At 60.7% G+C, this 19,689-nt stretch carries 22 protein-coding genes; 8 read left to right on the top strand and 14 right to left on the bottom strand.

The features are described 5' to 3' along the window. Positions 1-193: 193 nt before the first annotated feature. The 4 genes from mqo to ACJ8HA_RS10180 form a co-directional block, all read right to left on the bottom strand. Positions 194-1,774, bottom strand: coding sequence for a malate dehydrogenase (quinone) (mqo, locus tag ACJ8HA_RS10195; protein ID WP_049203423.1), 1,581 nt, complete (start codon positions 1,772-1,774; stop codon positions 194-196). 461 nt (positions 1,775-2,235) lie between these two features. Next, the gene (phoA, locus tag ACJ8HA_RS10190) at positions 2,236-3,663 is read right to left on the bottom strand and encodes an alkaline phosphatase (protein WP_089180693.1); all 1,428 of its coding nucleotides are present in this window, start codon (positions 3,661-3,663) and stop codon (positions 2,236-2,238) included. Positions 3,664-3,793: 130 nt separating this feature from the next. Continuing rightward, positions 3,794-4,501: a glutathione S-transferase N-terminal domain-containing protein gene (locus ACJ8HA_RS10185; protein WP_025302120.1), complete on the bottom strand. Its 708-nt coding sequence runs from the start codon at positions 4,499-4,501 to the stop codon at positions 3,794-3,796. 74 nt (positions 4,502-4,575) lie between these two features. Beyond that, positions 4,576-5,259 (bottom strand): ArsR/SmtB family transcription factor, encoded by a 684-nt coding sequence (locus ACJ8HA_RS10180; protein WP_442515321.1) that lies wholly within the window; start codon positions 5,257-5,259, stop codon positions 4,576-4,578. A gap of 174 nt (positions 5,260-5,433) precedes the next feature. Between ACJ8HA_RS10180 and ACJ8HA_RS10175 the strand changes: the two genes are divergently transcribed. After that, complete coding sequence (locus ACJ8HA_RS10175) at positions 5,434-5,781, top strand: antibiotic biosynthesis monooxygenase family protein (RefSeq protein ID WP_025302122.1); 348 nt, start codon at positions 5,434-5,436, stop codon at positions 5,779-5,781. Between the two features lie 32 nt (positions 5,782-5,813). On the opposite strand, the gene ACJ8HA_RS10170 is transcribed toward ACJ8HA_RS10175, so the two are convergent. Continuing rightward, positions 5,814-6,545, bottom strand: a complete 732-nt coding sequence (locus tag ACJ8HA_RS10170; protein WP_060447548.1) for an isochorismatase family protein — start codon at positions 6,543-6,545, stop codon at positions 5,814-5,816. Between the two features lie 132 nt (positions 6,546-6,677). Between ACJ8HA_RS10170 and ACJ8HA_RS10165 the strand changes: the two genes are divergently transcribed. Together ACJ8HA_RS10165 and ACJ8HA_RS10160 are read left to right on the top strand one after the other, a co-directional pair. Then, on the top strand, positions 6,678-7,574 hold the full coding sequence (locus tag ACJ8HA_RS10165; protein WP_025302124.1) for a LysR family transcriptional regulator: 897 nt from the start codon (positions 6,678-6,680) through the stop codon (positions 7,572-7,574). 168 nt (positions 7,575-7,742) lie between these two features. After that, complete coding sequence (locus tag ACJ8HA_RS10160; RefSeq protein WP_049295266.1) at positions 7,743-8,240, top strand: AAA family ATPase; 498 nt, start codon at positions 7,743-7,745, stop codon at positions 8,238-8,240. A gap of 32 nt (positions 8,241-8,272) precedes the next feature. On the opposite strand, the gene ACJ8HA_RS10155 is transcribed toward ACJ8HA_RS10160, so the two are convergent. The 4 genes from ACJ8HA_RS10155 to ACJ8HA_RS10140 all read right to left on the bottom strand — a co-directional run bounded on the left by ACJ8HA_RS10155 (position 8,273) and on the right by ACJ8HA_RS10140 (position 10,476). Next, entirely contained in the window at positions 8,273-8,779 is a 507-nt protein-coding gene (locus tag ACJ8HA_RS10155) for a GNAT family N-acetyltransferase (RefSeq protein WP_060447547.1), read from the bottom strand. Positions 8,780-8,841: 62 nt separating this feature from the next. Next, positions 8,842-9,099, bottom strand: coding sequence for a YjhX family toxin (locus ACJ8HA_RS10150; protein ID WP_004939031.1), 258 nt, complete (start codon positions 9,097-9,099; stop codon positions 8,842-8,844). Positions 9,100-9,332: 233 nt separating this feature from the next. Next, the gene (gene cynS, locus ACJ8HA_RS10145; RefSeq protein ID WP_049208879.1) at positions 9,333-9,803 is read right to left on the bottom strand and encodes a cyanase; all 471 of its coding nucleotides are present in this window, start codon (positions 9,801-9,803) and stop codon (positions 9,333-9,335) included. Between the two features lie 19 nt (positions 9,804-9,822). Continuing rightward, on the bottom strand, positions 9,823-10,476 hold the full coding sequence (locus tag ACJ8HA_RS10140; protein WP_049203432.1) for a carbonic anhydrase: 654 nt from the start codon (positions 10,474-10,476) through the stop codon (positions 9,823-9,825). Between the two features lie 114 nt (positions 10,477-10,590). Between ACJ8HA_RS10140 and cynR the strand changes: the two genes are divergently transcribed. After that, positions 10,591-11,541 (top strand): transcriptional regulator CynR, encoded by a 951-nt coding sequence (cynR, locus tag ACJ8HA_RS10135; protein ID WP_442515320.1) that lies wholly within the window; start codon positions 10,591-10,593, stop codon positions 11,539-11,541. Here the strand turns inward: cynR and ACJ8HA_RS10130 are convergent. Beyond that, positions 11,465-11,896 carry a hypothetical protein gene (locus ACJ8HA_RS10130; RefSeq protein ID WP_025302130.1) on the bottom strand — a complete coding sequence of 144 codons (432 nt, stop codon included), beginning with the start codon at positions 11,894-11,896 and terminating at the stop codon, positions 11,465-11,467. The genes cynR and ACJ8HA_RS10130 overlap by 77 nt on opposite strands. Before the next feature lie 91 nt (positions 11,897-11,987). Here ACJ8HA_RS10130 and ACJ8HA_RS10125 point away from each other — a divergent pair, with 91 nt between their 5' ends. Then, positions 11,988-12,899, top strand: coding sequence for an alpha/beta hydrolase family protein (locus tag ACJ8HA_RS10125; RefSeq protein WP_238969187.1), 912 nt, complete (start codon positions 11,988-11,990; stop codon positions 12,897-12,899). Between the two features lie 86 nt (positions 12,900-12,985). Here the strand turns inward: ACJ8HA_RS10125 and ACJ8HA_RS10120 are convergent, their stop codons facing one another. Both ACJ8HA_RS10120 and ACJ8HA_RS10115 read right to left on the bottom strand, forming a co-directional pair. Beyond that, positions 12,986-13,201, bottom strand: a complete 216-nt coding sequence (locus tag ACJ8HA_RS10120; protein ID WP_025302132.1) for a hypothetical protein — start codon at positions 13,199-13,201, stop codon at positions 12,986-12,988. Continuing rightward, positions 13,198-13,842 (bottom strand): hypothetical protein, encoded by a 645-nt coding sequence (locus tag ACJ8HA_RS10115; protein WP_025302133.1) that lies wholly within the window; start codon positions 13,840-13,842, stop codon positions 13,198-13,200. Before ACJ8HA_RS10115 ends, ACJ8HA_RS10120 begins: the two co-directional genes overlap by 4 nt. Before the next feature lie 181 nt (positions 13,843-14,023). Between ACJ8HA_RS10115 and ACJ8HA_RS10110 the strand changes: the two genes are divergently transcribed. Continuing rightward, positions 14,024-15,616 (top strand): ABC-F family ATPase, encoded by a 1,593-nt coding sequence (locus ACJ8HA_RS10110; protein WP_025302134.1) that lies wholly within the window; start codon positions 14,024-14,026, stop codon positions 15,614-15,616. A 51-nt stretch (positions 15,617-15,667) separates the two neighbouring features. Here ACJ8HA_RS10110 and moeB read toward each other — a convergent pair whose 3' ends face one another. Next, positions 15,668-16,423: a molybdopterin-synthase adenylyltransferase MoeB gene (gene moeB, locus ACJ8HA_RS10105; RefSeq protein ID WP_049295269.1), complete on the bottom strand. Its 756-nt coding sequence runs from the start codon at positions 16,421-16,423 to the stop codon at positions 15,668-15,670. A 2-nt stretch (positions 16,424-16,425) separates the two neighbouring features. Further along, positions 16,426-17,664, bottom strand: a complete 1,239-nt coding sequence (gene moeA, locus ACJ8HA_RS10100) for a molybdopterin molybdotransferase MoeA (protein ID WP_043143418.1) — start codon at positions 17,662-17,664, stop codon at positions 16,426-16,428. Positions 17,665-17,821: 157 nt separating this feature from the next. Between moeA and ACJ8HA_RS10095 the strand changes: the two genes are divergently transcribed. Beyond that, positions 17,822-18,358 carry a DUF924 family protein gene (locus ACJ8HA_RS10095; protein WP_089180699.1) on the top strand — a complete coding sequence of 179 codons (537 nt, stop codon included), beginning with the start codon at positions 17,822-17,824 and terminating at the stop codon, positions 18,356-18,358. A 357-nt stretch (positions 18,359-18,715) separates the two neighbouring features. After that, positions 18,716-19,672: an isoaspartyl peptidase/L-asparaginase family protein gene (locus ACJ8HA_RS10090; RefSeq protein ID WP_025302138.1), complete on the top strand. Its 957-nt coding sequence runs from the start codon at positions 18,716-18,718 to the stop codon at positions 19,670-19,672. Positions 19,673-19,689: the final 17 nt, after the last annotated feature.

Raw genomic sequence — 19,689 nt, 5'->3', positions numbered from 1 at the left:
CCCGCAAAAACGACATTCAGGTCACAGTGACTTAGCTTAATTATCCAAGAATATGCTTTGATAATAGGCGTGAGTGCGCCGTTACGCAAGGGTAAACCGGGGGTAAAAAGGTGGCCAAAAATGCTCTTTGAACGGCAGGGGGATAAAAGAAAGGCCGCATAAAGCGGCCTTATCAGTAGGAAGCGATGGAAAATCAGTTAGTTTCCGGTTTCACTTCAATGTAGTTCAGACCCAGCACGCTGCTGGTGTAACCGCGGATCTTGTTGGTCATCTCGATATCGCCGTTCAGCTTGTGGCCGTAAGACGGGATGATCTCTTTCAGCTTGCTCTGCCATTCCGGCGTCGCCACTTTGTCTTTGAACACGGTTTCCATCAGATGCAGCATGATCGGCGCAGCGGTAGAAGCGCCCGGCGAAGCACCCAGCAGAGCGGCGATGCTGCCGTCTTCAGAGCTGACGACTTCGGTGCCGAACTGCAGCACGCCGCCTTTATCCGCGTCTTTCTTGATGATCTGTACGCGCTGGCCTGCGGTCCACAGCTTCCAGTCTGCCTGCTTGGCGTCCGGGAAGTACTCTTTCAACGCGGCGAAGCGATCGTCGTCGTTCATCATCAGCTGGCCGACCAGGTATTTCACCAGATCGAAGTTATCCAGACCGACGTGGGTCATCGGCATCAGGTTCGAGGTGCTCAGCGAGTGCATCAGATCGAACAGCGAACCGTTCTTCAGGAACTTGCTGGAGAAGGTGGCGAACGGCCCAAACAGCAGCACGCGCTTGCCGTCCAGCATGCGGGTATCCAGGTGCGGCACGGACATCGGCGGCGAACCTACGCTGGCCAGGCCATACACTTTGGCCAGGTGCTGGTTGGCGATCTCCGGGTTGGTGGTGACCAGGAACTGGCCGCCGACCGGGAAGCCGCCGTAGCCGTCGGCTTCTGGGATGCCGGATTTCTGCAGCAGGGTCAGGGACGCGCCGCCTGCGCCGATGAACACGAACTTGGCGTTAACGGTGGTTTCTTTACCGTCGCGGTTCAGATCGGCAACGGTCACGCTCCAGGTTTGGTCGGCGTTGCGCTTAATGTCGCGCACTTCGTGGCTCAGGTTCAGCTTGAACTTGTCGCTGGCGCTCAGCGCGTCAACCAACTGGTGGGTGATCACGCCGAAGTTGACGTCGGTACCCAGCGGCATGCGGGTCGCGGCGATTTTCTGCGCCGGATCGCGGCCGTTCATCACCAGCGGCGCCCACTGCTTGATTTGCGCAGGGTCTTCGGAATATTCCATGCCGCGGAACAGGGTGCTGTGCTGCAGTGCCGCGTAGCGTTTACGCAGGAAGTTGACGTTGTCGTCACCCCACACGAAGCTCATGTGCGGCACGCTGTTAATGAAGGATTTCGGATCTTTCAGGACAGCGTTTTTCACCTGATAAGACCAGAATTGGCGAGAGATTTCGAAAGACTCGTTGACCTTCACCGCCTTGCTGATGTCGATGGTGCCATCGGCTTTTTCCGGCGTGTAGTTCATTTCGCTAAAGGCGGAGTGGCCGGTACCGGCGTTGTTCCAGCCGTTGGAGCTCTCTTCTGCTACGCCGTTCATGCGCTCATACATGTCGATGGTCCAGGTCGGCTCCAACTCATGCAGATAGGTACCCAAGGTGGCGCTCATGATGCCGCCGCCGATCAACACCACGTCGACGGTTTTATTCTTCTCTTCAGCCGCCGCCTGCTGCGTAACGCTAAACAGGCTGAGACTGAAAATCAGGACGAGTAATTTTCTCATTGAATTAAATCTCTTGTGTGTAAATTCTACTCATTGCAGGTGAAAGAATTTAGCGGGAGTTACCCTGGAAAATAATGAAGCCGACCGCCCGGCGTGAGCCGATAGGCAGCGATAATGCCTTTTTGTTAATAGGGTATTTAACGAAAAGTGAACTATTGCAGGCCGTCCGGATGCAAATTGATCGGTTCACGTTACTGGCGGGGTATTATTGTTTGCGAGAATGTTAAAAACTACTTTTGTAACTAAAAAAAATGAATATAAGCAAAAATAGGGCGGTTGCTGTCGCAGGAATAAACAGAGAGGGAAGAAAGGCCGTATAACCGCGTTATTTTAAGGGGTTAATTGTCACGCAATTAAACGTTATTTCGTTATCACACAATAATTGCGGTTAAATTGCAAATACCTATCGGTAACCAATCATAAATGGCCGCCGTTGCGAGCGGCCATCGTTCAGCTGGCGGTTACTTGATGCCCATCGCATCGCGCATGGTGAAGAACAGATCGGTCTGATCGGTCAATCCCACCACGTTGGCGGCGTGCGGGCCGTAGGCCGCGACGCGCAACTGAGTGCCGGTATGCCCCTGCGACTCTTCTTCCGAGTTGCCGTAGCTGAGGGTCATCGGCGCACCGTCTTTGGTGGTCAGTATCTGGGTCAGGCCCGGCGCTTTGGCGTTGGCGGCGACGATCTGGCTGGAGTGCGCGTGGTCGGCGGTGACGATCACCAGCGTGTTGCCGTCGGCGCGGGCGAAGGCCAGCGCTTTTTGCACCGCTTCGTCCAGATCGACGGTTTCACCAATCTGCCCGCACGGATTGGCGGCGTGATCCTGCTTATCGATCGACGCCCCCTCGACCTGCAGGAAGAAGCCGTTCGGGTTGTCTTTCAGCAGCGCGATCGCTTTGTCGGTCATCGCCGCCAGCGTTGGCGTGGCCGCGGTGCGCGCCGGGTTGTTTTCGCAGGTTACCGCCGGCTTGTCGAGGTTGCCGTGATAGCTGGCTTTCGGCCCCAGCCAGCGCACCGGCATGTTGCCGTCGGCGAACAGGCCCAGCAGCGGTTTTTGCTGATTGGCCAGGGTAACGGCCTGCAGTTCATCTGCGTTGCTCACCCACTGATAACCCTGTGCCGCCGCCTGGTCCTTCAGCGATTTTCCTTGCCATTCGCCGCTTTTCGCCAGCTGGTTGAAGGACTTCGCACCGCCTCCCAGCGTGACGTCGGCACGGGTTTTCAGCAGTTGCTCGGTGATCGAGCCGCGGCCGCCGTTTTCCAGCGCGTTAGCGGCACATTTCTCGCTGGTTTCTTCCGGGCCGTAGCATTTGCGCGAGGTGACGTGCGACACCAGCGCCGCCGGCGTGGCGTCTTGCAACTCGGCGGTGGAGACGTTGCCGGTGGCCTTGCCGGCCGCCTTGGCGATCTCCAGCAGCGTTGGCTGGTCTTTGCCGTTCACGTCCACGCCGAGCGCACCGTTATAGGTTTTCACCCCGGTGGCCCAGGCGGTGGCCGAGGCGGCGGAGTCGGTCACGTAATCCGGCTTGTGGGTTTTCTTGTCCAGCGAGTAGTGGGTGTATTGCCCGGTCAGCGGCAGGGCGTCGATGCCCTTGAAGTAACCGCCTGCGCCTTCAGCGTAGTTGCGCGCGGCGGTGATCTCGGAATCCCCCATGCCGTCGCCGATCAGCAGGATCACGTTTTTCACCGTTTTGTCCGACAGCGACGCCTTCAGCGCGGCGGTCTGATCGCCGGCCAGGCGACGGGCGCCGCCCGGCTCGGTGAGGGGGCCGCGCGCGGCGCGCTCGGTCAGGCCATCGGCATTGGCCGAGGTTTCCGCCGCGATGGCGGAGGAACAGAGCAGGGCGGACAGCACGGCGCCGGCGATCAGGGATACAGCAGGTTGCATGGGTAAGCTCCTTGTCGTAATACAACAATGTAAATAACATCAAATTGTTACGAAAGGAGAGTAGAGCAGAGGGATGACAATTTTATGACAGCGGAAGGCGGGACGGCCCGGCGGCCATCCCGTTTGACAATCAGGCCGCGCGCGCCGGGATAGCGAGCCCACGCTGCACCGCCGGGCGCGCCAGACCGCGCTCCAGCCACTGCGCGACGCGCGGGAAACTGTCGAACTCCACCAGATCGCGCGCCTCATAGAAGCCGATCAGGTTGCGCACCCAGCCCAGCAGCGAGATATCGGCGATGGTGTAGTCTGCGCCCATGATCCAGTCACGGCCCTCCAGGCGCGTTTCCAACACACCAAGCAGGCGTTTCGATTCGTTTTTGTAACGCTCCAGCGGCCGCTTGTCTTCATATTCGCGCCCGGCGAATTTATGGAAGAAACCGAGCTGGCCGAACATCGGGCCGACGGCGGCCATCTGGAAGAACACCCACTGAATGGTTTCATAACGCTGGGCTGGATCCTGCGGCAGGAAGCGGCCGCTCTTTTCCGCCAGGTAGAGCAGAATGGCGCCGGATTCGAACAGCGGCAGCGGCCGGCCGCCGGGGCCGTCGGGATCGATGATCGCCGGGATCTTGCCGTTCGGATTCAGCGCCAGGAATTCCGGCGTCCAGGTTTCGTTGTTGCCGATGTCGATTAGGTGCGCTTCATAAGGCAGGCCGATCTCTTCCAGCATGATGGAGACTTTGACGCCGTTCGGCGTCGGCAGAGAGTAGAGCTGCAGCCATTCCGGATGCTGAGCCGGCCAGCGTTTGACGATCGGGAATTGGGTGGAATCGAGCATGGAAACTCCTCGGGTTGGCGGGGTCGCTTAAGCGTACCCCTAGAGTATTGCAGTAAAACTACCCTGTCGCCGGGTTACACCGTGAGGTCAAAATGTGCGGCCAGCGCTTTTTTACCGGCGGGGGTCAGCTGCAGCTCGCGGCTGTCGAGCCGGCGAAGGATCCAGCCGCGTTGGATAAAGGCGGCCAACAGCGCGGCGCCCAGCGCGCCGCCGAGGTGAGATCGGCGCTCGCTCCAGTCCAGACAGCCGCGGGCGAAACGGCGGCGAGTGGGCGCGGGGGAGCAATCGACGCCCAGCCGCGTCAGCGCGGCCTGACCGGCGTCGCTTAATCGGTAGTCTTCTTCACCGGTCAGCCAGTTCAGCGCATGCAGCCGATCGTGCAGCTTCACCGCCACCTCGCCCGCCATATGGTCGTAGCAGGTGCGGGCATATTGCAGCGTGGTGGGCGTGCTGCTTTTCACCGACGGGCGCGGTACGCCCGCCAGCGCCATCAAGCCTTCCAGCGCTGCGGCCACCGGTTGCCCGGCCAGCCGGAAATAGCGGTAGCGCCCCTGTTTGACGCAGGCGATCAGCCGCTGCTCCAGCAGTTTCGCCAGATGCGCGCTGGCGGTGGACGGGGCGACCTCGACCGCCGCGCTGAGCTCGGTGGCGGTGTAGGCGCGCCCGTCCATCAACAGGCACAGCATGCGCGCCCGGGTGCGGTCGGCGATGGCGGCGCTCAGCGCCGCTAAACGATCTTCAATGTCGATGTTATGCATACTTCGAGGTTAGACGAAGTATGACTGCGCGTCCATCGCTAACCTGTGGTTATCGCACTCTGGTGCAGTGCGTCTGCGTTCGCTGGATATTGATGAGCGGGCGTTGGAATCGGTGCGGTGGCGCCATTCTTACCATGCGCGCGTACCGGAATTTTACCGTGAGAGGAGACGATAATGATCGCCGTGATTTTTGAACTGCAGGCCGCTGATGGGCAGCGTGATACCTATCTGGCGCTGGCGGCGGAGCTGAAGCCGCTGCTGGCGCAGATCGACGGATTCATTTCCATCGAGCGCTTTCAAAGCCTGGCCGATCCTGCGCGCCTGCTGTCGCTCTCCTTCTGGCGCGACGAGGCGGCGGTGCAGCAGTGGCGCAATCTCGAGCAGCATCGCGCGGCACAGGCGCGCGGCCGTGGCGAGGTGCTGGCGCAGTACCGGCTGCGGGTGGCGGAGGTGGTGCGGGATTACGGGCTGGAGAGACGCGACCAGGCGCCGCAGGATAGCCGTTGCTATCACCGCACCTGAAAAAAGCCCGCTGACGGCGGGCTTTCACCCGTTTATTTCGCTTCGCTGCCCACCTTCATCGCCCCGGCGTAGCGGGCGCCCATTCCCCAGGCGGCGCCGTGGTCGCGGGCGATCTGCAATACGCCCCCCGCCGTGGCCTTGCGGCTCCAGTCCTGCTGCCATTCCAGCATCAACGCCACCCAGTTGATAGGGGTGGCGCCTGCCTGTATCAGGCGCTGCATGGCGTTGTTTTGACTATCTGGCGTAATGTCGCCGGTGACGTCCGACAATATGTAGACCTCATACCCCTCGCCCAGAGCGGACAGCGCCGGCAGCATCACGCAGCTGGCGGTCCACAGCCCGCCGATGATGATTTTCTTGCGGCCGGATTGTTTGATCAGATCCACCACGCGCCGATCCTGCCAGACGTTGATGGCGGTGCGATCGTACACCTGCAGATCCGGGCGTGCCTGCGTCACCTGCTGGAATACCGGCCCGGCGAAGCTTTTGGCGTTGGCCGAGGCCAGAATGGTCGGCACGTTGAACACCTTGGCGGCCTTGGCGATGCCGGCGGCGTTATTCACCAGGTTGGTTTGATCGATAGAGGAAATGGTCATGCCGAACATGTCCTGCAGATCGACCAGCAGCAACAGGCTGTTGTCGGCGGTCAGCGGTTGCACATAACCCGCCTGGCGGCTATCGGCGGCGGGGGATTGCGCCAGCGCGGCGACGGGGGCGGTGGCGGCGCTCAGGCCGAGCATCAGGGCGATTAGGGTCTTTTTCATTATTAACTCCATGATTATCAGTAGATTAAATTCACGTCCCACTCAGGGAAGCGGTTGAATGAAGTCTACTGATATTTATTTGGTTAATAATCTATGGTTTATTGAATTAATAATTAACCTGAAGGACGTAATATGGACGTGCTACTGACGATGCGCGCCTTTCGCCGCGTGGTTGAGCGCAACAGTTTCTATAAGGCGGCGGAGGATCTGGCGATCACGCCGGCGGCATTGAGCAAGCAGATTAAGCAGTTGGAAAGTCGGTTGGGGACGCTGTTGCTGGTGCGCACCACCCGCAGCATGAGCCTGACCGAAGCCGGGCAGCTCTATTACCAGGAAGCCTGCCGGTTGCTTGGCGAGTTCGACGCGCTGGAGCAGACGGTTGCCGCCAGCGCGCAGCAGGTCTCCGGCACGCTGCGGGTCAATGCGCCGCTCTCGTTCGGCCTGACGGTGCTGTCGCCGCTGCTGCCGCCGTTTATGCAACGTTATCCGCAGCTGCAGGTGGAACTGACGCTGGACGACAGGGTATTGGACGTGGTGGCGGCCGGTTTCGATATTTCCTTGCGCATTCGCCGACGGCTGCCGGATTCTTCCCTCAGCGCCCGGGCACTGGGTGACGTGCACCAGCGAATTTGCGCCGCGCCCGGCTATTTGGCGCAGCACGGCGTGCCGCAAACGCCCAATGAATTGCCGCGGCACAGCTGTCTGGCCTATTCCCTGGCGGAAAAACCGGGGCAGTGGCAGTTCACCGCCGGCGAGGAGAGCCTGAGCGTGACGTTCACTCCCCGGCTGATCGCCAACAACAGCCTGATGCTGCGGGATATGCTGGTGGCGGGACTGGGCATCGGTTCGCTGCCGTCGTTTGTGGCGGATCCCGAGATTGCTGCCGGCAGACTGGTGCAGCTGTTCCCTGAACAGATTGCCGACGTGCATCAGGTCTTCGCGGTTTACCCGACGCGCCGGCATGTGCAGCAGAAAGTGAGTTTATTCACCGAGTTTGTGCGAGAACAGGGATTGATGACGGCGAATTGACAACGGTGCACGGTTGTCATATTCATTAGCTATGAAAAAATCCTACCGCCCATTCGCGCAAATTATTATCACCCTTCTCCAGAGGGTGGGATAGCGCGTGTGTCGCCAATAAAAACCCGCCGGCAGGCGGGTTTTTTTATCCCCTTCCGGCAACGACCGGAGAACGTCATGCAAACCTACCCTGCAGTTTTACACCTGATGTGCGGCAAGGCCGGCGCAGGCAAATCGACGCTGGCGCAGAGTTTGGCGCAGCAACCGCAAACGCTGTTGCTGAGCGAAGATGCGTGGCTGGCGACGCTGTATGAACAGGAGATGGCCAGTCTGCAAGACTACGCGCGCTGTTCTGACCGGTTGCGGCGGGCGCTGGGCGGGCACCTCGTTCAGCTGCTGCGCGGCGGTTGGTCCGTGGCGCTCGATTTTCCGATGAATACGCCGGACAGGCGGCGCTGGGCCAAAGCCTTGGCGGAGGAGGCCGGCGTCGCACACTGCCTGCACTTTCTCGATGTCAGCCATGCGCAGTGCCTGAGCCGGATAACGCTGAGAAATGCGCGCGGCGAGCACCCGTTTGCCCTGAGCGAAGCGGAGTTTGAGCGCCTGGCGCAGTACTTTGTTCCCCCGGCGGAAGAGGAAGGGATGACCGTCTTGCGTTATGGCGAACGGGACTGAAAACCGGCGCCATGACGGCGCCGGCAACAGGGTTAGGCTTCGGCGTTAAACGCGTTGTGGAAGGTGACCTCCGCGCACGGCAGCGCGCCCTGGAAGGCGATGGCGCGGAAGTAGTCTTGCGGCACGCCCGGCAGAGTCAGCGCGGTCTGTGCCTGGAAGCCGAAACGGCCGTAATAGTTCGGATCGCCCAGCACTACGCAGCCTGCGGCGCCGCGTTCCTGCAGCTCGGCCAGCAGCCGGCGGATCAGTCGGCTGCCGATCCCCTGGCCCTGACAGGCCGGCAGCACCGATACCGGCGCCAGCCCGTACCACCCGGCGGCGCCGTTGCTGAGTACGACCGGCGAGATGGACGCGTGCCCGATCGGTGTGCCATTTTGCTCGGCGACCAGCGACAGGGTGAGAGCGCCTGCCGCGCGCAGCGCGCTGACGATAAACTGCTCGGTGTGGCTGCTGTGCTCGGCATGCAGGAACGCGGCGGCGGTCAGGGTGGCGATGGCGCCGACGTCGGCCGGCGTTTCGTGGCGTAACGTGATGTTCATGGTTGTATCCTGATTAAATAAGGCTGTGCCGACCGGGCTGCCTGCCCGGCCGGCATCGATGATTAACGGTTATCCAGCTGCGCCCGCACGGCCTTGAGCCCGGCGAAGGTGACGCGATAAGGGCGCCCCTGGCGAGAGAGGATCAGGCGTTTGGTTTTGAGCTTGGTGAAGACGGCCAGCGAGCAGTCGGCCAGGCCGAGCCCTTCGCGGGTGTAGCATTCGACGTGGGTGACGCGACCGGCGTCGTTGCGGGTGAAGGCGATATAGCCGCCTTTGGCCAACACGTGCAGCACGCGTTGTTCCGCTTTGGAAATGTTCATGTTGGGAGATCCTGTAATAACCCCAGATACGCGCATCCCCGCGCAAACGCGCGTCGGATACGTCAGAGTCCCTCGCCATACGGCAAGGAAGCGACTATCGGGTGGTTACAATCTCCAACATACAGGCCTCGGGCAGTGAAAAACGCCAGGGCGGCGTTTAAGCGCAGTTAATGTAGCCAATGGCAGGTTGGCTGTCAATTTGCCGGCAGCGCGGGCCGCCGGCGAAAGGCCAATTAGAAAGGCTTGGTTGGCAGGTATTTGCCGTCCAGGGTGATCACCGCGCGTTCGCCGCCGTCCGGATCGGCGACCTTCTTGATATCCAGCTTGAAGTTGATGGCGCTGATGATGCCGTCGCCAAACTGCTCGTGCACCAGCGCTTTCAGCGTGGAACCGTAAACCTGCAGCATTTCATAGAAGCGATAAATGGTCGGATCGGTTGGCACGCCGCCGGGAATGCTGCCGCGCAGCGGGATGGTTTGCAGCAGCAGCACCGCTTCTTCGTCCAGCCCCAGCTTGGCCGCTACCGTGCGCGCCGCCGGTTCCGGCAGCGCATGCTGCCCCAGCAGGGCGGCGGTGACAAACGCCAGGCTGAGACCGGTGCCCTCGGCCAGCGCTTCGAACGTCAGATTATGGCGGATCTTGGCGGCCATGATGGTGTCGGTGAGCGCTTCGCGCGGGGCGGTGTTGTGCAGAGAGTGTGTCATGTTGACTCCTTTTGTGGGCTTAAAAACGGGCGATCGCCGGGGTGGCGGTCACCTCGGGATGGGTGGCGAGCGGCACGAAGCGGCGGGTTTCGCCGTCCAGCGCCTCGATAGCGCCGCTGGCGATGTCATAGACCCAGCCGTGCAGCGCCAGGCGGCCCTGATCCAGCGCCAGGGCGACGGAAGGGTGTGTTTTGATGTTGTTGAGCTGGGCGATGACGTTTTCGCGCACCATCGATGCGACCCGGGCTGCGTCGGAGGCGTGCGGATAAGCCTGGTTGACCGCCTTGGCGGAATCGGCGTAACGCAGCCAGCCGGCGACCGTCGGCAGGTGATCCAGACACTGGCAGGTGGCGATGGCGGTCATCGCGCCGCAGTCGGAATGGCCGCAGATCACGATGTCTTCTACGCCCAGCGCGGCGACGGCGTACTCGACCGAGGCGGTCACCCCGCCGGGTTCGGGGCCAAAAGAAGGCACGATGTTACCGGCGTTGCGGATCACGAACAGATCGCCCGGCTCGCGCTGGGTGACCAGCTCCGGCACCAGGCGGCTGTCGGAACATGAGATAAACAGGGTGCGCGGGTTTTGGCGGGTCGCCAACTGCTGAAACAGCGCCGTGCGTTCAACAAAGGCTTCGCGCTGGAACTTCAGGAAGCCTTCAATCACCTCTTTCATCCGTTTCTCCATTGGGTGTCGTTATGCGATGGCGGCATGATGAACGCTTCTGGCTATAGGGTCTAAGACCCATTTATAATGCTGGCTATAGGTTTTACTAATAGCTGGGGCGCTATGCTGCTGCGACACATCCGTTATTTTCTGGCCGTTGCCGAACAGGGCAACTTCACCCGCGCCGCCGAAGCGTTGCACGTCTCGCAACCGACGTTGTCCCAGCAGATCAAGCAGTTGGAAGACGCACTGGGAGCGCCGTTGTTCGATCGCAGTGGCAGAGCCGTGCGCCTGACCGACGCCGGTGAGGCGTGGATGCGCTATGCGCGGCTGGCGCTGCAGGATTTGGACGCCGGCACGCGGGCGATCCATGACGTGGCGACGCTGGCGCGCGGCCATTTGCGGCTGGCGATGACGCCAACCTTCACCGCCTATCTGGTGGGGCCGACGATCGATGCGTTCTATCGCCGCTACCCGGGGATTACCCTGAGCATTGAGGAGATGGCGCAAGAGCGGATCGAGGCGCTGCTGGCGCAGGATCGGCTGGACCTGGGGATCGCCTTCGAGATGGCGCAGTCGGCGGAGGTAGAAGCCACGCCGTTGTTCAGCGAGACGCTGGAGCTGATGGTCGGCGCCGATCATCCCCTGGCGGCGCATCGCCGTCCGCTGAGGCTGGCGGAGTGGCAACATCTGCCGCTGGCTTTGCTGAGTGGCGACTTCGCCACGCGGCAGTTTATCGATCGCTACTGCACGCAACAGGGGTTTCGGCCGCAGGTGGCGGTAGAGGCCAATGCGCTGGGCGCCATCGTCGAGATCGTGCGGCGCGGGCAGCTTGCCACGCTGCTGCCAGCCGCCATTGCACGCGAGAACCGGCAGTTGAAAAAAGTGGCGTTGGCCAACGCCATGCCGGTGCGACAGGCGGTATGGCTGCAGCGCAAAGGCGCTTACCGCAGCGCCGCCGCGCAGGCGTTTATCGCCGTTTTGCAGCAACAGGGCGTTACGCCAACGCACTCCAGCGCTGCGTCATCCCCAGCAGATGCACCAGCCCGAAGCCGAGGCAAATCAGCGAGCTGACGACGATAAAACGCTGGCTGCGGCCGGTATCGCGCAGGGCGAAGGGGCCGGCGACGCCGCGCAACAGGTAGATGAAGGTAATGATAAACAGCACGGGCCGCAGCAGTGGCAGCGGCGCGATCAGGCCCGCGCCGGAAAGCGCATACAGCGCCCAAATAAACAGCATCAGCGCGATACCGGCGGTGACGACAGCCGGGAACTTTTTACCCGCTTCCGCCGCCTTAATGAAGCGATCGCCGGCGCCGCACAGCCGATAGCCGCGCGGCCCGGCGGCGATCACCCAAATATGCAGCAGGGCGGCGATGGTGCTCAGCGCGGCGCCGATCAGCAGTGCGGTGTTATAGAGGTGTGGCATGGTAAGGCTTCCCTGTCAGAAACGTGATTGGCATGAAGCGTAGACCAGAAAAGACGAATTAACCGAACGCAACAGGGAAGAGGAGCAAGTGATGAGAGTGGCGACAGGCATGCTGAGCGTATTGGCGCTGTGGAGCGGGTTGGCGATGGCGCAATCTGCAGCGCTGACGCTGCTGCGGGAAGACAAATCGAGCATTCGTTACTATTTGGATGCCGCCGTGCCTGGGGAGACGTCGCCGGCGCTGCTGGTGATCCTGCAAGGCTCGGATTGCAACAGCGTGCGGCATATCCGCCTGGTCACGCCGATGCGGCAGGTGTTACCCGCCGCAGACCTGCTGACGGTGGAGAAATACGGCATCGACGACCGGTTGCCGTACCGCGAAGAAGTACCGCGGCAGGATTGCCCGGATGCTTTCGTGCAGCATGATACGCCGCAGCGGCGGGTGAGCGATGTCACCCAGGTGCTGCAGGCGGTGATTGCGCGCAACGGCTATCAAAAGGTCGCGGTGTTGGGGGGCAGCGAAGGGGCGGTGATCGCCAATCTGGTGACGGCCTCCTCGGGCCTGGTTGACGCCACCCTCGCGTTCAGCGGCGGCGGACGCTGGTTTATTGACGATGTGCGCCACAGCGTGGCCGACGCGCCAAAAGAAGAGAAAGCCGGGCTGAACGCATTTTTACAACAGGTGCTGACGGCGCCGCCGTTCCCCCTGAACGCCAGCGATCATGGCTATGCCTGGTGGCATGGCATGCTGAACATCGATCAGCTTGCCACCCTGCGCAGCATCAAGACGCCGGTGCTGATCGTGCAGGGTGACCAGGATCGCGCCGTTTCGCCGGGGGCGGTCGGGAAAATGATCGCCGAGCTGCGGGCCGACGGCAAAACGAATATCACTTACCTGAATTATCCGGCTTTAGACCATGTGATGCGGCGCGAAAATGGCGAGAGTGAAATGACGCGGGTGGTGGCGGATATGCGCGCGTGGCTGGAGAAGCAACTGCGCTGAGCGTCGGTATTAGGACAAACTATGTAATAATTGACGCGAGTTTCTTTGGACTGAGTGATCTGCTGCTCAATTGAACACAATGTTATTTAATCAGGGCTTCCGTCGTGTATTTTTTTAACCGCAAACCTGAAAATGAAATACCCTAAGAAAATTCCAGCTATGGAGGTCGCAACCCACAGATACTTAAAACTATCGTCGGAATAAAACATGAACCAGACAATGGCTAACAGCGAGAGGGCCACAACGCCGCACCCAATGCCCTGAATAATTCTGGATAAAGCCGCCAGCATAAAGTTCTTCATACGTTAACCTTTGCAAAAAAGTACTGACAAATTTGGCTGAATTTCTTTCGATCTTTTTCCCAAACCGAGACGGCATCCTCGAATGGTCGGACTTTGTTTTCTAACAGAAAGTACAGCAGATCGAGGTTTCCCAGGCGTCTGAGTTGATCATACATCCGTGAGTTTCTTGCCCTCAAGTCGCGTGATGTATAGACAGAGCGCGATATGCTTGCCCCAGCGGTGAGAATTGAGCCAACGGCAACACCGGAGACAAGCCGTGGGATGATTTGTTTAGAGAATATATATCCCATGTTTGCGGTGGCTAACTGATTAAAGGCGAATTTGCCGATGAGTTTGCCTGATGTTCTTATGGTCATGTCCTTAACATCTTCAAACTTGACCTTACTGGCGAAGTTTTCGATGAAGATATGAGCCACTTTCTCGATGCTTGCTTTATTGGCCAGGCCTGACTTGATGAGTCTGATAAATCGCTCTTTATCTTGCGAGTTTAACCATCTGTTTTCAGTATCAATATAGTCGTAGCCCAGGTAGTAGAAATCGACCGGTACGCTGATAAAACCTTGTGCAAACCCGCGCACTAAATTGCTGTCAATGTTTACGGCATCCGCCATGTCGTTGGCTATCTGCTTTGCGCTTTTCATAGAAATCCTTTTCAATATGAACCGCCGAATCTAGCAGACTTTTTGTACGCAAGCCAATGCCCACCGGCAAACGGCACCAGCCTGACGCTCAAAATGTCACCGAAACTTCCCGCGATCTCTGCACCCCGTTGTGGCATAATGCGCGCCAAATCACATTCCCTATGTATAAAGAGCGAGCGCTGTGTTAAGCACTAACAACATCACTATGCAGTTCGGCAGTAAGCCGTTGTTTGAAAACATCTCTGTTAAATTCGGCGGCGGCAACCGTTACGGCCTGATCGGCGCCAACGGCTGCGGCAAGTCCACCTTTATGAAAATCCTCGGCGGCGATCTGGTGCCGAGCGGCGGCAACGTGTTCCTCGATCCGAACGAGCGCCTGGGTAAACTGCGTCAGGATCAGTTCGCCTTCGAGCAGTACAGCGTGCTGGACACCGTGATCATGGGTCACACCGAACTGTGGGCGGTGAAGGAAGAGCGCGACCGCATCTACGCATTGGCGGAGATGAGCGAAGAAGACGGCTATAAAGTAGCCGACCTGGAAGTGGCCTACGGCGAAATGGACGGTTATACCGCCGAAGCGCGTGCCGGCGAACTGCTGCTTGGCGTGGGCATTCCGGTGGAACAGCACTATGGCCCGATGAGCGAAATCGCGCCGGGCTTCAAGCTGCGCGTGTTGCTGGCGCAGGCGCTGTTCTCCGATCCGGAAATCCTGTTGCTCGACGAACCAACCAACAACCTGGACATCGACACCATTCGTTGGCTGGAGCAGGTGCTGAACGAACGCAATAGCACCATGATCATCATCTCGCACGACCGTCACTTCCTGAACATGGTCTGCACCCACATGGCGGATCTGGACTACGGCGAGCTGCGCGTCTACCCGGGCAACTACGACGAATACATGACCGCCGCCACCCAGGCGCGTGAGCGTCTGATGGCGGACAACGCCAAGAAGAAAGCGCAGATCAGCGAGCTGCAGTCGTTCGTCAGCCGCTTCAGCGCCAACGCCTCCAAATCCAAGCAGGCCACGTCGCGCGCCCGCCAGATCGACAAGATCCAACTGGAAGAGGTGAAAGCCTCCAGCCGCCAGAACCCGTTCATCCGTTTCGAGCAGGACAAGAAGCTGTTCCGTAACGCATTGGAAGTGGAAGCGCTCACCAAGGGCTTCGACGAAGGCCCGCTGTTCAACAAGCTGAACCTGATGGTGGAAGTGGGCGAGAAGGTCGCGGTGCTGGGTGCCAACGGCATCGGTAAAACCACCCTGCTGAAAACGCTGGTGGGCGACGCGCAGCCGGACAGCGGCACCGTGAAGTGGTCGGAAAATGCCCGTATCGGTTATTACGCGCAGGATCACGAATACGAGTTCGACGACACCCTGACCGTGTTCGACTGGATGAGCCAGTGGAAGCAGGAAAAAGACGACGAGCAGGCGGTGCGCAGTGTGCTGGGCCGTTTGCTGTTCAGCCAGGACGACATCAAGAAGCGCGTGAAGGTGCTATCCGGTGGTGAGAAGGGCCGCATGCTGTTCGGCAAGCTGATGATGCAGCGCCCGAATATTCTGGTGATGGACGAACCGACCAACCACCTGGATATGGAATCCATCGAATCGCTGAACATGGCGCTGGAGATGTACGAAGGCACGCTGATCTTCGTCTCCCACGACCGTGAGTTCGTCAGCTCGCTGGCGACCCGGATTCTGGAAATCACCCCGAACAAGGTGATCGACTTTACCGGCAACTACGAAGACTATCTGCGCAGCCAGGGCATCGTGTAACCCTCGCGGTAACGCATCAGGGCGGGAATTATCCCGCCCTTTTTTTATCCGTCACGCCCCGCCGCACACTTCGCAGTGCGGATCCTTCGGCAGCTTCATCTCGCGGAACTGCATGCTCATCGCATCGAACATCAACAGCTTGCCGCGCAGCGGCTGACCATAGTCGGCCAGCAGCTTGATGGCTTCCATCGCCTGCAGGGTACCGATAGTACCGACCAGCGGGGCCATCACGCCCGCTTCGACGCAGGTGAGGGCGCTGTCGCCGAACAGCCGGCTCAGGCAGCGGTAGCAGGGCTCGCCCGGCTGATAGGTGAATACGCTGAGCTGGCCTTCCATGCGGATCGCCGCGCCGGAAACCAGCGGCTTGCGCTGTGCGTGGCACAGGCGATTCAGGGCGTCGCGCGCCGCCACGTTGTCGGTGCAGTCCAGCACCAGATCGCAGGCGGCGATCTCTGCCGCGATCGCGTCATCTTCCAGACGGCCGTCGATGGCGTCGATGCGAATATGCGGATTGATGGCGCTCAGTTCCTGCCTGGCGGAGGCGACTTTGCTCTGGCCGATGCGATCGTCGCGGTGCAGGATCTGGCGCTGCAGGTTGGAGAGCGAGACGGTGTCGAAATCCACCAGCACCAGATGGCCGACGCCGGCCGCCGCCAGATATGGCGCGGCGGCGCAGCCCAGCCCGCCCAGCCCGGCGATCAGCACGCGGGCGGCCTTCAGCTTCTCCTGGCCGTCGAAGTCAAAGCCGCGCAGCACGATCTGGCGGTTGTAGCGCAGCGCTTCGGCGTCGGTCAATTCCGGCAGCATGTTCAGCTCCTCAGCAGGGCGTTGAACGGCTCGATCTCCACCGTTTCGCCTACCGCCACCGAACCGCGTTCGCGTTCCAGCACGATGAAACAGTTGCCCTGGCTGTAGGAGCTGAAGACGTGCGAGCCCTGGTGGCCGGTAGTGCTGACCTCCAGTTCACCCGCGGCGTTGCTGCTGAACACGCCGCGCTGAAAATCGAGGCGGCCCGGCGATTTCTTCAGCGGGGTTAGCGCCCGTGCGCGCAGGCGCGGCGGCAGGCGCCAGTCACTGTGACCGGCCAGCTTCGCCAGCAGCGGTTGCACCAGTTGGTAGAAGGTCAGGGCGGCGGAAACCGGGTTGCCCGGCAGGCCGCAGAACCAGGCGTGGCCCAGTTTGCCGAAGGCGAACGGTTTGCCGGGTTTGATCGCCAGCTTCCAGAAGCTGACCTGGCCCAGTTCGTCGAGCATCTGTTTGGTGTAGTCGGCCTCGCCGACCGAGACGCCGCCGCTGCTGATCACTACGTCGGCCTGGCTGTCCGCCTGTGTGAAGGCGTCGCGCAGCGCATCGCGATCGTCGCGGATAATGCCGAGATCGAGCACTTCGCAGCCCATCTGCTCCAGCATCAGGCGCACCGCGAAGCGGTTGGTATCATAGATTTGGCCCGCCTGCAGCGGCTGGCCGACCGGCTGCAGTTCGTCGCCGGTGGAGAACACCGCGACCTTCAGCTTACGCATTACCTGCACTTCGGCGACGCCGAGCGAGGCCAGCAGCGGCAGCTGCGCGGCGCCCAGCTTCACGCCGGCCGGCAACACGCTGGCGCCTTGGCGAATGTCTTCACCCGCCAAACGGATATTCTGGCCGGCTTCTACCGGGGCGGTAAAACGCACGCCCTGGTCGCTCACTTCGGCCTGTTCCTGCATGACCACCGCGTCCGCCCCGGCCGGGATCGGCGCGCCGGTCATGATGCGCACGCAGCTGTTGGCCGGCCATTGGCCGTCGAACGGCGCGCCGGCGAAGGCTTTCCCGGCGACCGGCAGCGGCGCATTGGCCGCCAGATCGGCGAGGCGCACCGCATAGCCGTCCATCGCCGAGTTGGCGAACGGCGGCACGTCGAGCGGCGAGACCACCGGGGCGGCGGTGATGCGGCCGGCGGCGGCGGTCAGGGCGACGGATTCGGTCTGCTGCAGCGGGGCGATCTGCCCGAGCATTTTTTCCAGCGCTTGCTCCAGGGAGATGAGATCGGAAGTATGGCAATGATCCATAAGGGGAACTCCGTAATCAGGGTGCGCATTGATAGCGACAAAGTGCGGGTATTATGGCAGAGAACGCCGGGGGGGAGAACGGGTTATGCCCGCCATCTTTCGCACTGCGCCGGAAGCGCGAACGGGTATAAACTGGGTAAAACAGAGGAGAATCATGATGCATAAACAGGTTATCGAGTTCTGGTTCGACGAGATCGAACCGGTGATGTGGTTCAAAAAGGACGACGATTTCGATCGTCTGCTGCACAGCCGTTTCGGCGAAATCTGGCGGGCGGCGGCGGCGGGGGAGCTGGCGCACTGGCGTGACACCATCGAAGGACGCCTGGCGGAGGTGATCGTGCTCGATCAGTTCAGCCGCAACCTGTTCCGCGGCACGCCGCAGTCGTTTGCCTGCGACGGCATGGCGTTGATTCTCGCGCAGGAGGCGATCCGCAGCGGCGAGTGCGAACGGCTGAGCCGCGAGCAGCGAGGTTTTCTCTATCTACCGTTCATGCATTCGGAATCGCCGCTGATCCACCAGCAGGCGCTGGTGCTGTATACCGAGCTCAATAACGGTGACCAGTTGGAGTTCGAGCTGCGGCATAAGGCGATCATCGATCGTTTCGGCCGCTACCCGCATCGCAATGCGATATTGGGGCGCACCAGCACGCCGGAAGAAGAGGCCTTTTTACGGCAGCCCGGCTCGGGTTTTTAATCGTTGGATTATCTGCGCCCGGCCGGGTAAAAACAGCAGGCCGGGCGCCGCAATAAGCGTGACTCAGCGCGAACGTTTATTTCATTACGCTCTACCGCTATTTCCTCTCGCGAAATTACCAATAATCCCAGCCGCACTATCAGCGGTTTACTGCTTTTTATAACCTGCTGTTTTTATTCCAATAAGCTATTTCAAGGTGCGAAATGGTCTAAGCGCGCTACGCTAAAAGCGGGACGTGGACGTTATGCTGTACTTCCACTGTAGGACTAAATAGAGTCGAAAAAGACTGAATAATAATGATACCGCGCTCAGCTTATTCGCTGCGCAACGGCGGGATTAACACAGGGTGTCAGGCAAATGAGCAAACCAGTGATTGCCATTCATGGCGGCGCGGGCGCAATTACCCGGGCGGCGCTGAGTGCGGAAAAAGAACGGCAGTATATCCAGGCGCTGTCCGAGATCGTGGCCGCCGGGCAGGCGGTATTGGCACAGGGCGGCAGCGCGCTGGACGCGGTGACCGAAGCGGTGCGGCTGCTGGAGGAGTGCCCGCTGTTCAACGCTGGCAAAGGCTCGGTGTTTACCCATCAGGGCACCCACGAGCTGGACGCCTGCGTGATGGACGGCCGCACCTGCGACGCCGGCGCTGTCGCTGGCGTCAGCCATATCCGCAACCCGGTGCTGGCGGCGCGCGCGGTGCTGGAAAACAGCGAACACGTGCTGTTTGCCGCCGAAGGCGCCGAGAAGTTTGCCGCCGCCCACGGCCTGGAAATGGTTACCCCCGACTTCTTTTTTACCCAAGAACGCTTTGATCAGCTGCACCGCGCCCAGGCGGAGCAGGGCCGGGTATTGCTCGATCACGACGGCGCGGCACAGGCCGGCGATCCGCTCGATCCCGATCGCAAATTCGGCACCGTCGGCGCGGTGGCGCTGGATGCGCTGGGCAACCTTGCCGCCGCCACCTCCACCGGCGGCATGACCAACAAGCAGGCAGGGCGAGTGGGCGACACGCCGATTATCGGCGCCGGTTGCTATGCCAACAACGCCACCGTGGCGGTCTCCAGCACCGGCACTGGCGAGATCTTCATGCGCGGCGTGGCGGCCTATGACGTCTCCGCCCTGATCGAATACGGCGGCCTCAGCCTGCAGGCGGCCAGCGATCGGGTGGTGATGGAGAAGCTGCCTGCACTGGGTGGCAGCGGCGGCATGATCGCCGTCGATCGCCACGGCAATATCGCGCTGCCGTTTAACTGCGAGGGGATGTATCGCGGTTTTGGTTATGTCGGCGATGCGCCGTCCGTCGGGATTTATCGCTAAGCGTTCACCGGGAGGGT

The sequence above is a fragment of the Serratia sp. CY33802 genome (assembly GCF_052169095.1).
Taxonomy (GTDB): Bacteria; Pseudomonadota; Gammaproteobacteria; order Enterobacterales; family Enterobacteriaceae; genus Serratia; species Serratia bockelmannii.
This window is presented reverse-complemented; position numbering and strand designations above follow the sequence as displayed.

Bases quoted from the DNA above. Each gene is read 5' to 3' on its own strand.
- phoA (WP_089180693.1), bottom strand. From the start codon at position 3,663: ATGCAACCTGCTGTATCCCTGATCGCCGGCGCCGTGCTGTCCGCCCTG.
- ACJ8HA_RS10120 (WP_025302132.1), bottom strand. From the start codon at position 13,201: ATGAAGAACTTTATGCTGGCGGCTTTATCCAGAATTATTCAGGGCATT.
- cynS (WP_049208879.1), bottom strand. From the start codon at position 9,803: ATGACACACTCTCTGCACAACACCGCCCCGCGCGAAGCGCTCACCGAC.
- ACJ8HA_RS10175 (WP_025302122.1), top strand. From the start codon at position 5,434: ATGATCGCCGTGATTTTTGAACTGCAGGCCGCTGATGGGCAGCGTGAT.
- ACJ8HA_RS10115 (WP_025302133.1), bottom strand. From the start codon at position 13,842: ATGAAAAGCGCAAAGCAGATAGCCAACGACATGGCGGATGCCGTAAAC.
- ACJ8HA_RS10180 (WP_442515321.1), bottom strand. From the start codon at position 5,259: ATGCATAACATCGACATTGAAGATCGTTTAGCGGCGCTGAGCGCCGCC.
- ACJ8HA_RS10155 (WP_060447547.1), bottom strand. From the start codon at position 8,779: ATGAACATCACGTTACGCCACGAAACGCCGGCCGACGTCGGCGCCATC.
- ACJ8HA_RS10125 (WP_238969187.1), top strand. From the start codon at position 11,988: ATGAGAGTGGCGACAGGCATGCTGAGCGTATTGGCGCTGTGGAGCGGG.
- ACJ8HA_RS10185 (WP_025302120.1), bottom strand. From the start codon at position 4,501: ATGCTCGATTCCACCCAATTCCCGATCGTCAAACGCTGGCCGGCTCAG.
- ACJ8HA_RS10090 (WP_025302138.1), top strand. From the start codon at position 18,716: ATGAGCAAACCAGTGATTGCCATTCATGGCGGCGCGGGCGCAATTACC.
- ACJ8HA_RS10130 (WP_025302130.1), bottom strand. From the start codon at position 11,896: ATGCCACACCTCTATAACACCGCACTGCTGATCGGCGCCGCGCTGAGC.
- moeA (WP_043143418.1), bottom strand. From the start codon at position 17,664: ATGGATCATTGCCATACTTCCGATCTCATCTCCCTGGAGCAAGCGCTG.
- ACJ8HA_RS10095 (WP_089180699.1), top strand. From the start codon at position 17,822: ATGCATAAACAGGTTATCGAGTTCTGGTTCGACGAGATCGAACCGGTG.
- ACJ8HA_RS10165 (WP_025302124.1), top strand. From the start codon at position 6,678: ATGGACGTGCTACTGACGATGCGCGCCTTTCGCCGCGTGGTTGAGCGC.
- cynR (WP_442515320.1), top strand. From the start codon at position 10,591: ATGCTGCTGCGACACATCCGTTATTTTCTGGCCGTTGCCGAACAGGGC.
- ACJ8HA_RS10160 (WP_049295266.1), top strand. From the start codon at position 7,743: ATGCAAACCTACCCTGCAGTTTTACACCTGATGTGCGGCAAGGCCGGC.
- ACJ8HA_RS10140 (WP_049203432.1), bottom strand. From the start codon at position 10,476: ATGAAAGAGGTGATTGAAGGCTTCCTGAAGTTCCAGCGCGAAGCCTTT.
- mqo (WP_049203423.1), bottom strand. From the start codon at position 1,774: ATGAGAAAATTACTCGTCCTGATTTTCAGTCTCAGCCTGTTTAGCGTT.
- moeB (WP_049295269.1), bottom strand. From the start codon at position 16,423: ATGCTGCCGGAATTGACCGACGCCGAAGCGCTGCGCTACAACCGCCAG.
- ACJ8HA_RS10170 (WP_060447548.1), bottom strand. From the start codon at position 6,545: ATGAAAAAGACCCTAATCGCCCTGATGCTCGGCCTGAGCGCCGCCACC.
- ACJ8HA_RS10150 (WP_004939031.1), bottom strand. From the start codon at position 9,099: ATGAACATTTCCAAAGCGGAACAACGCGTGCTGCACGTGTTGGCCAAA.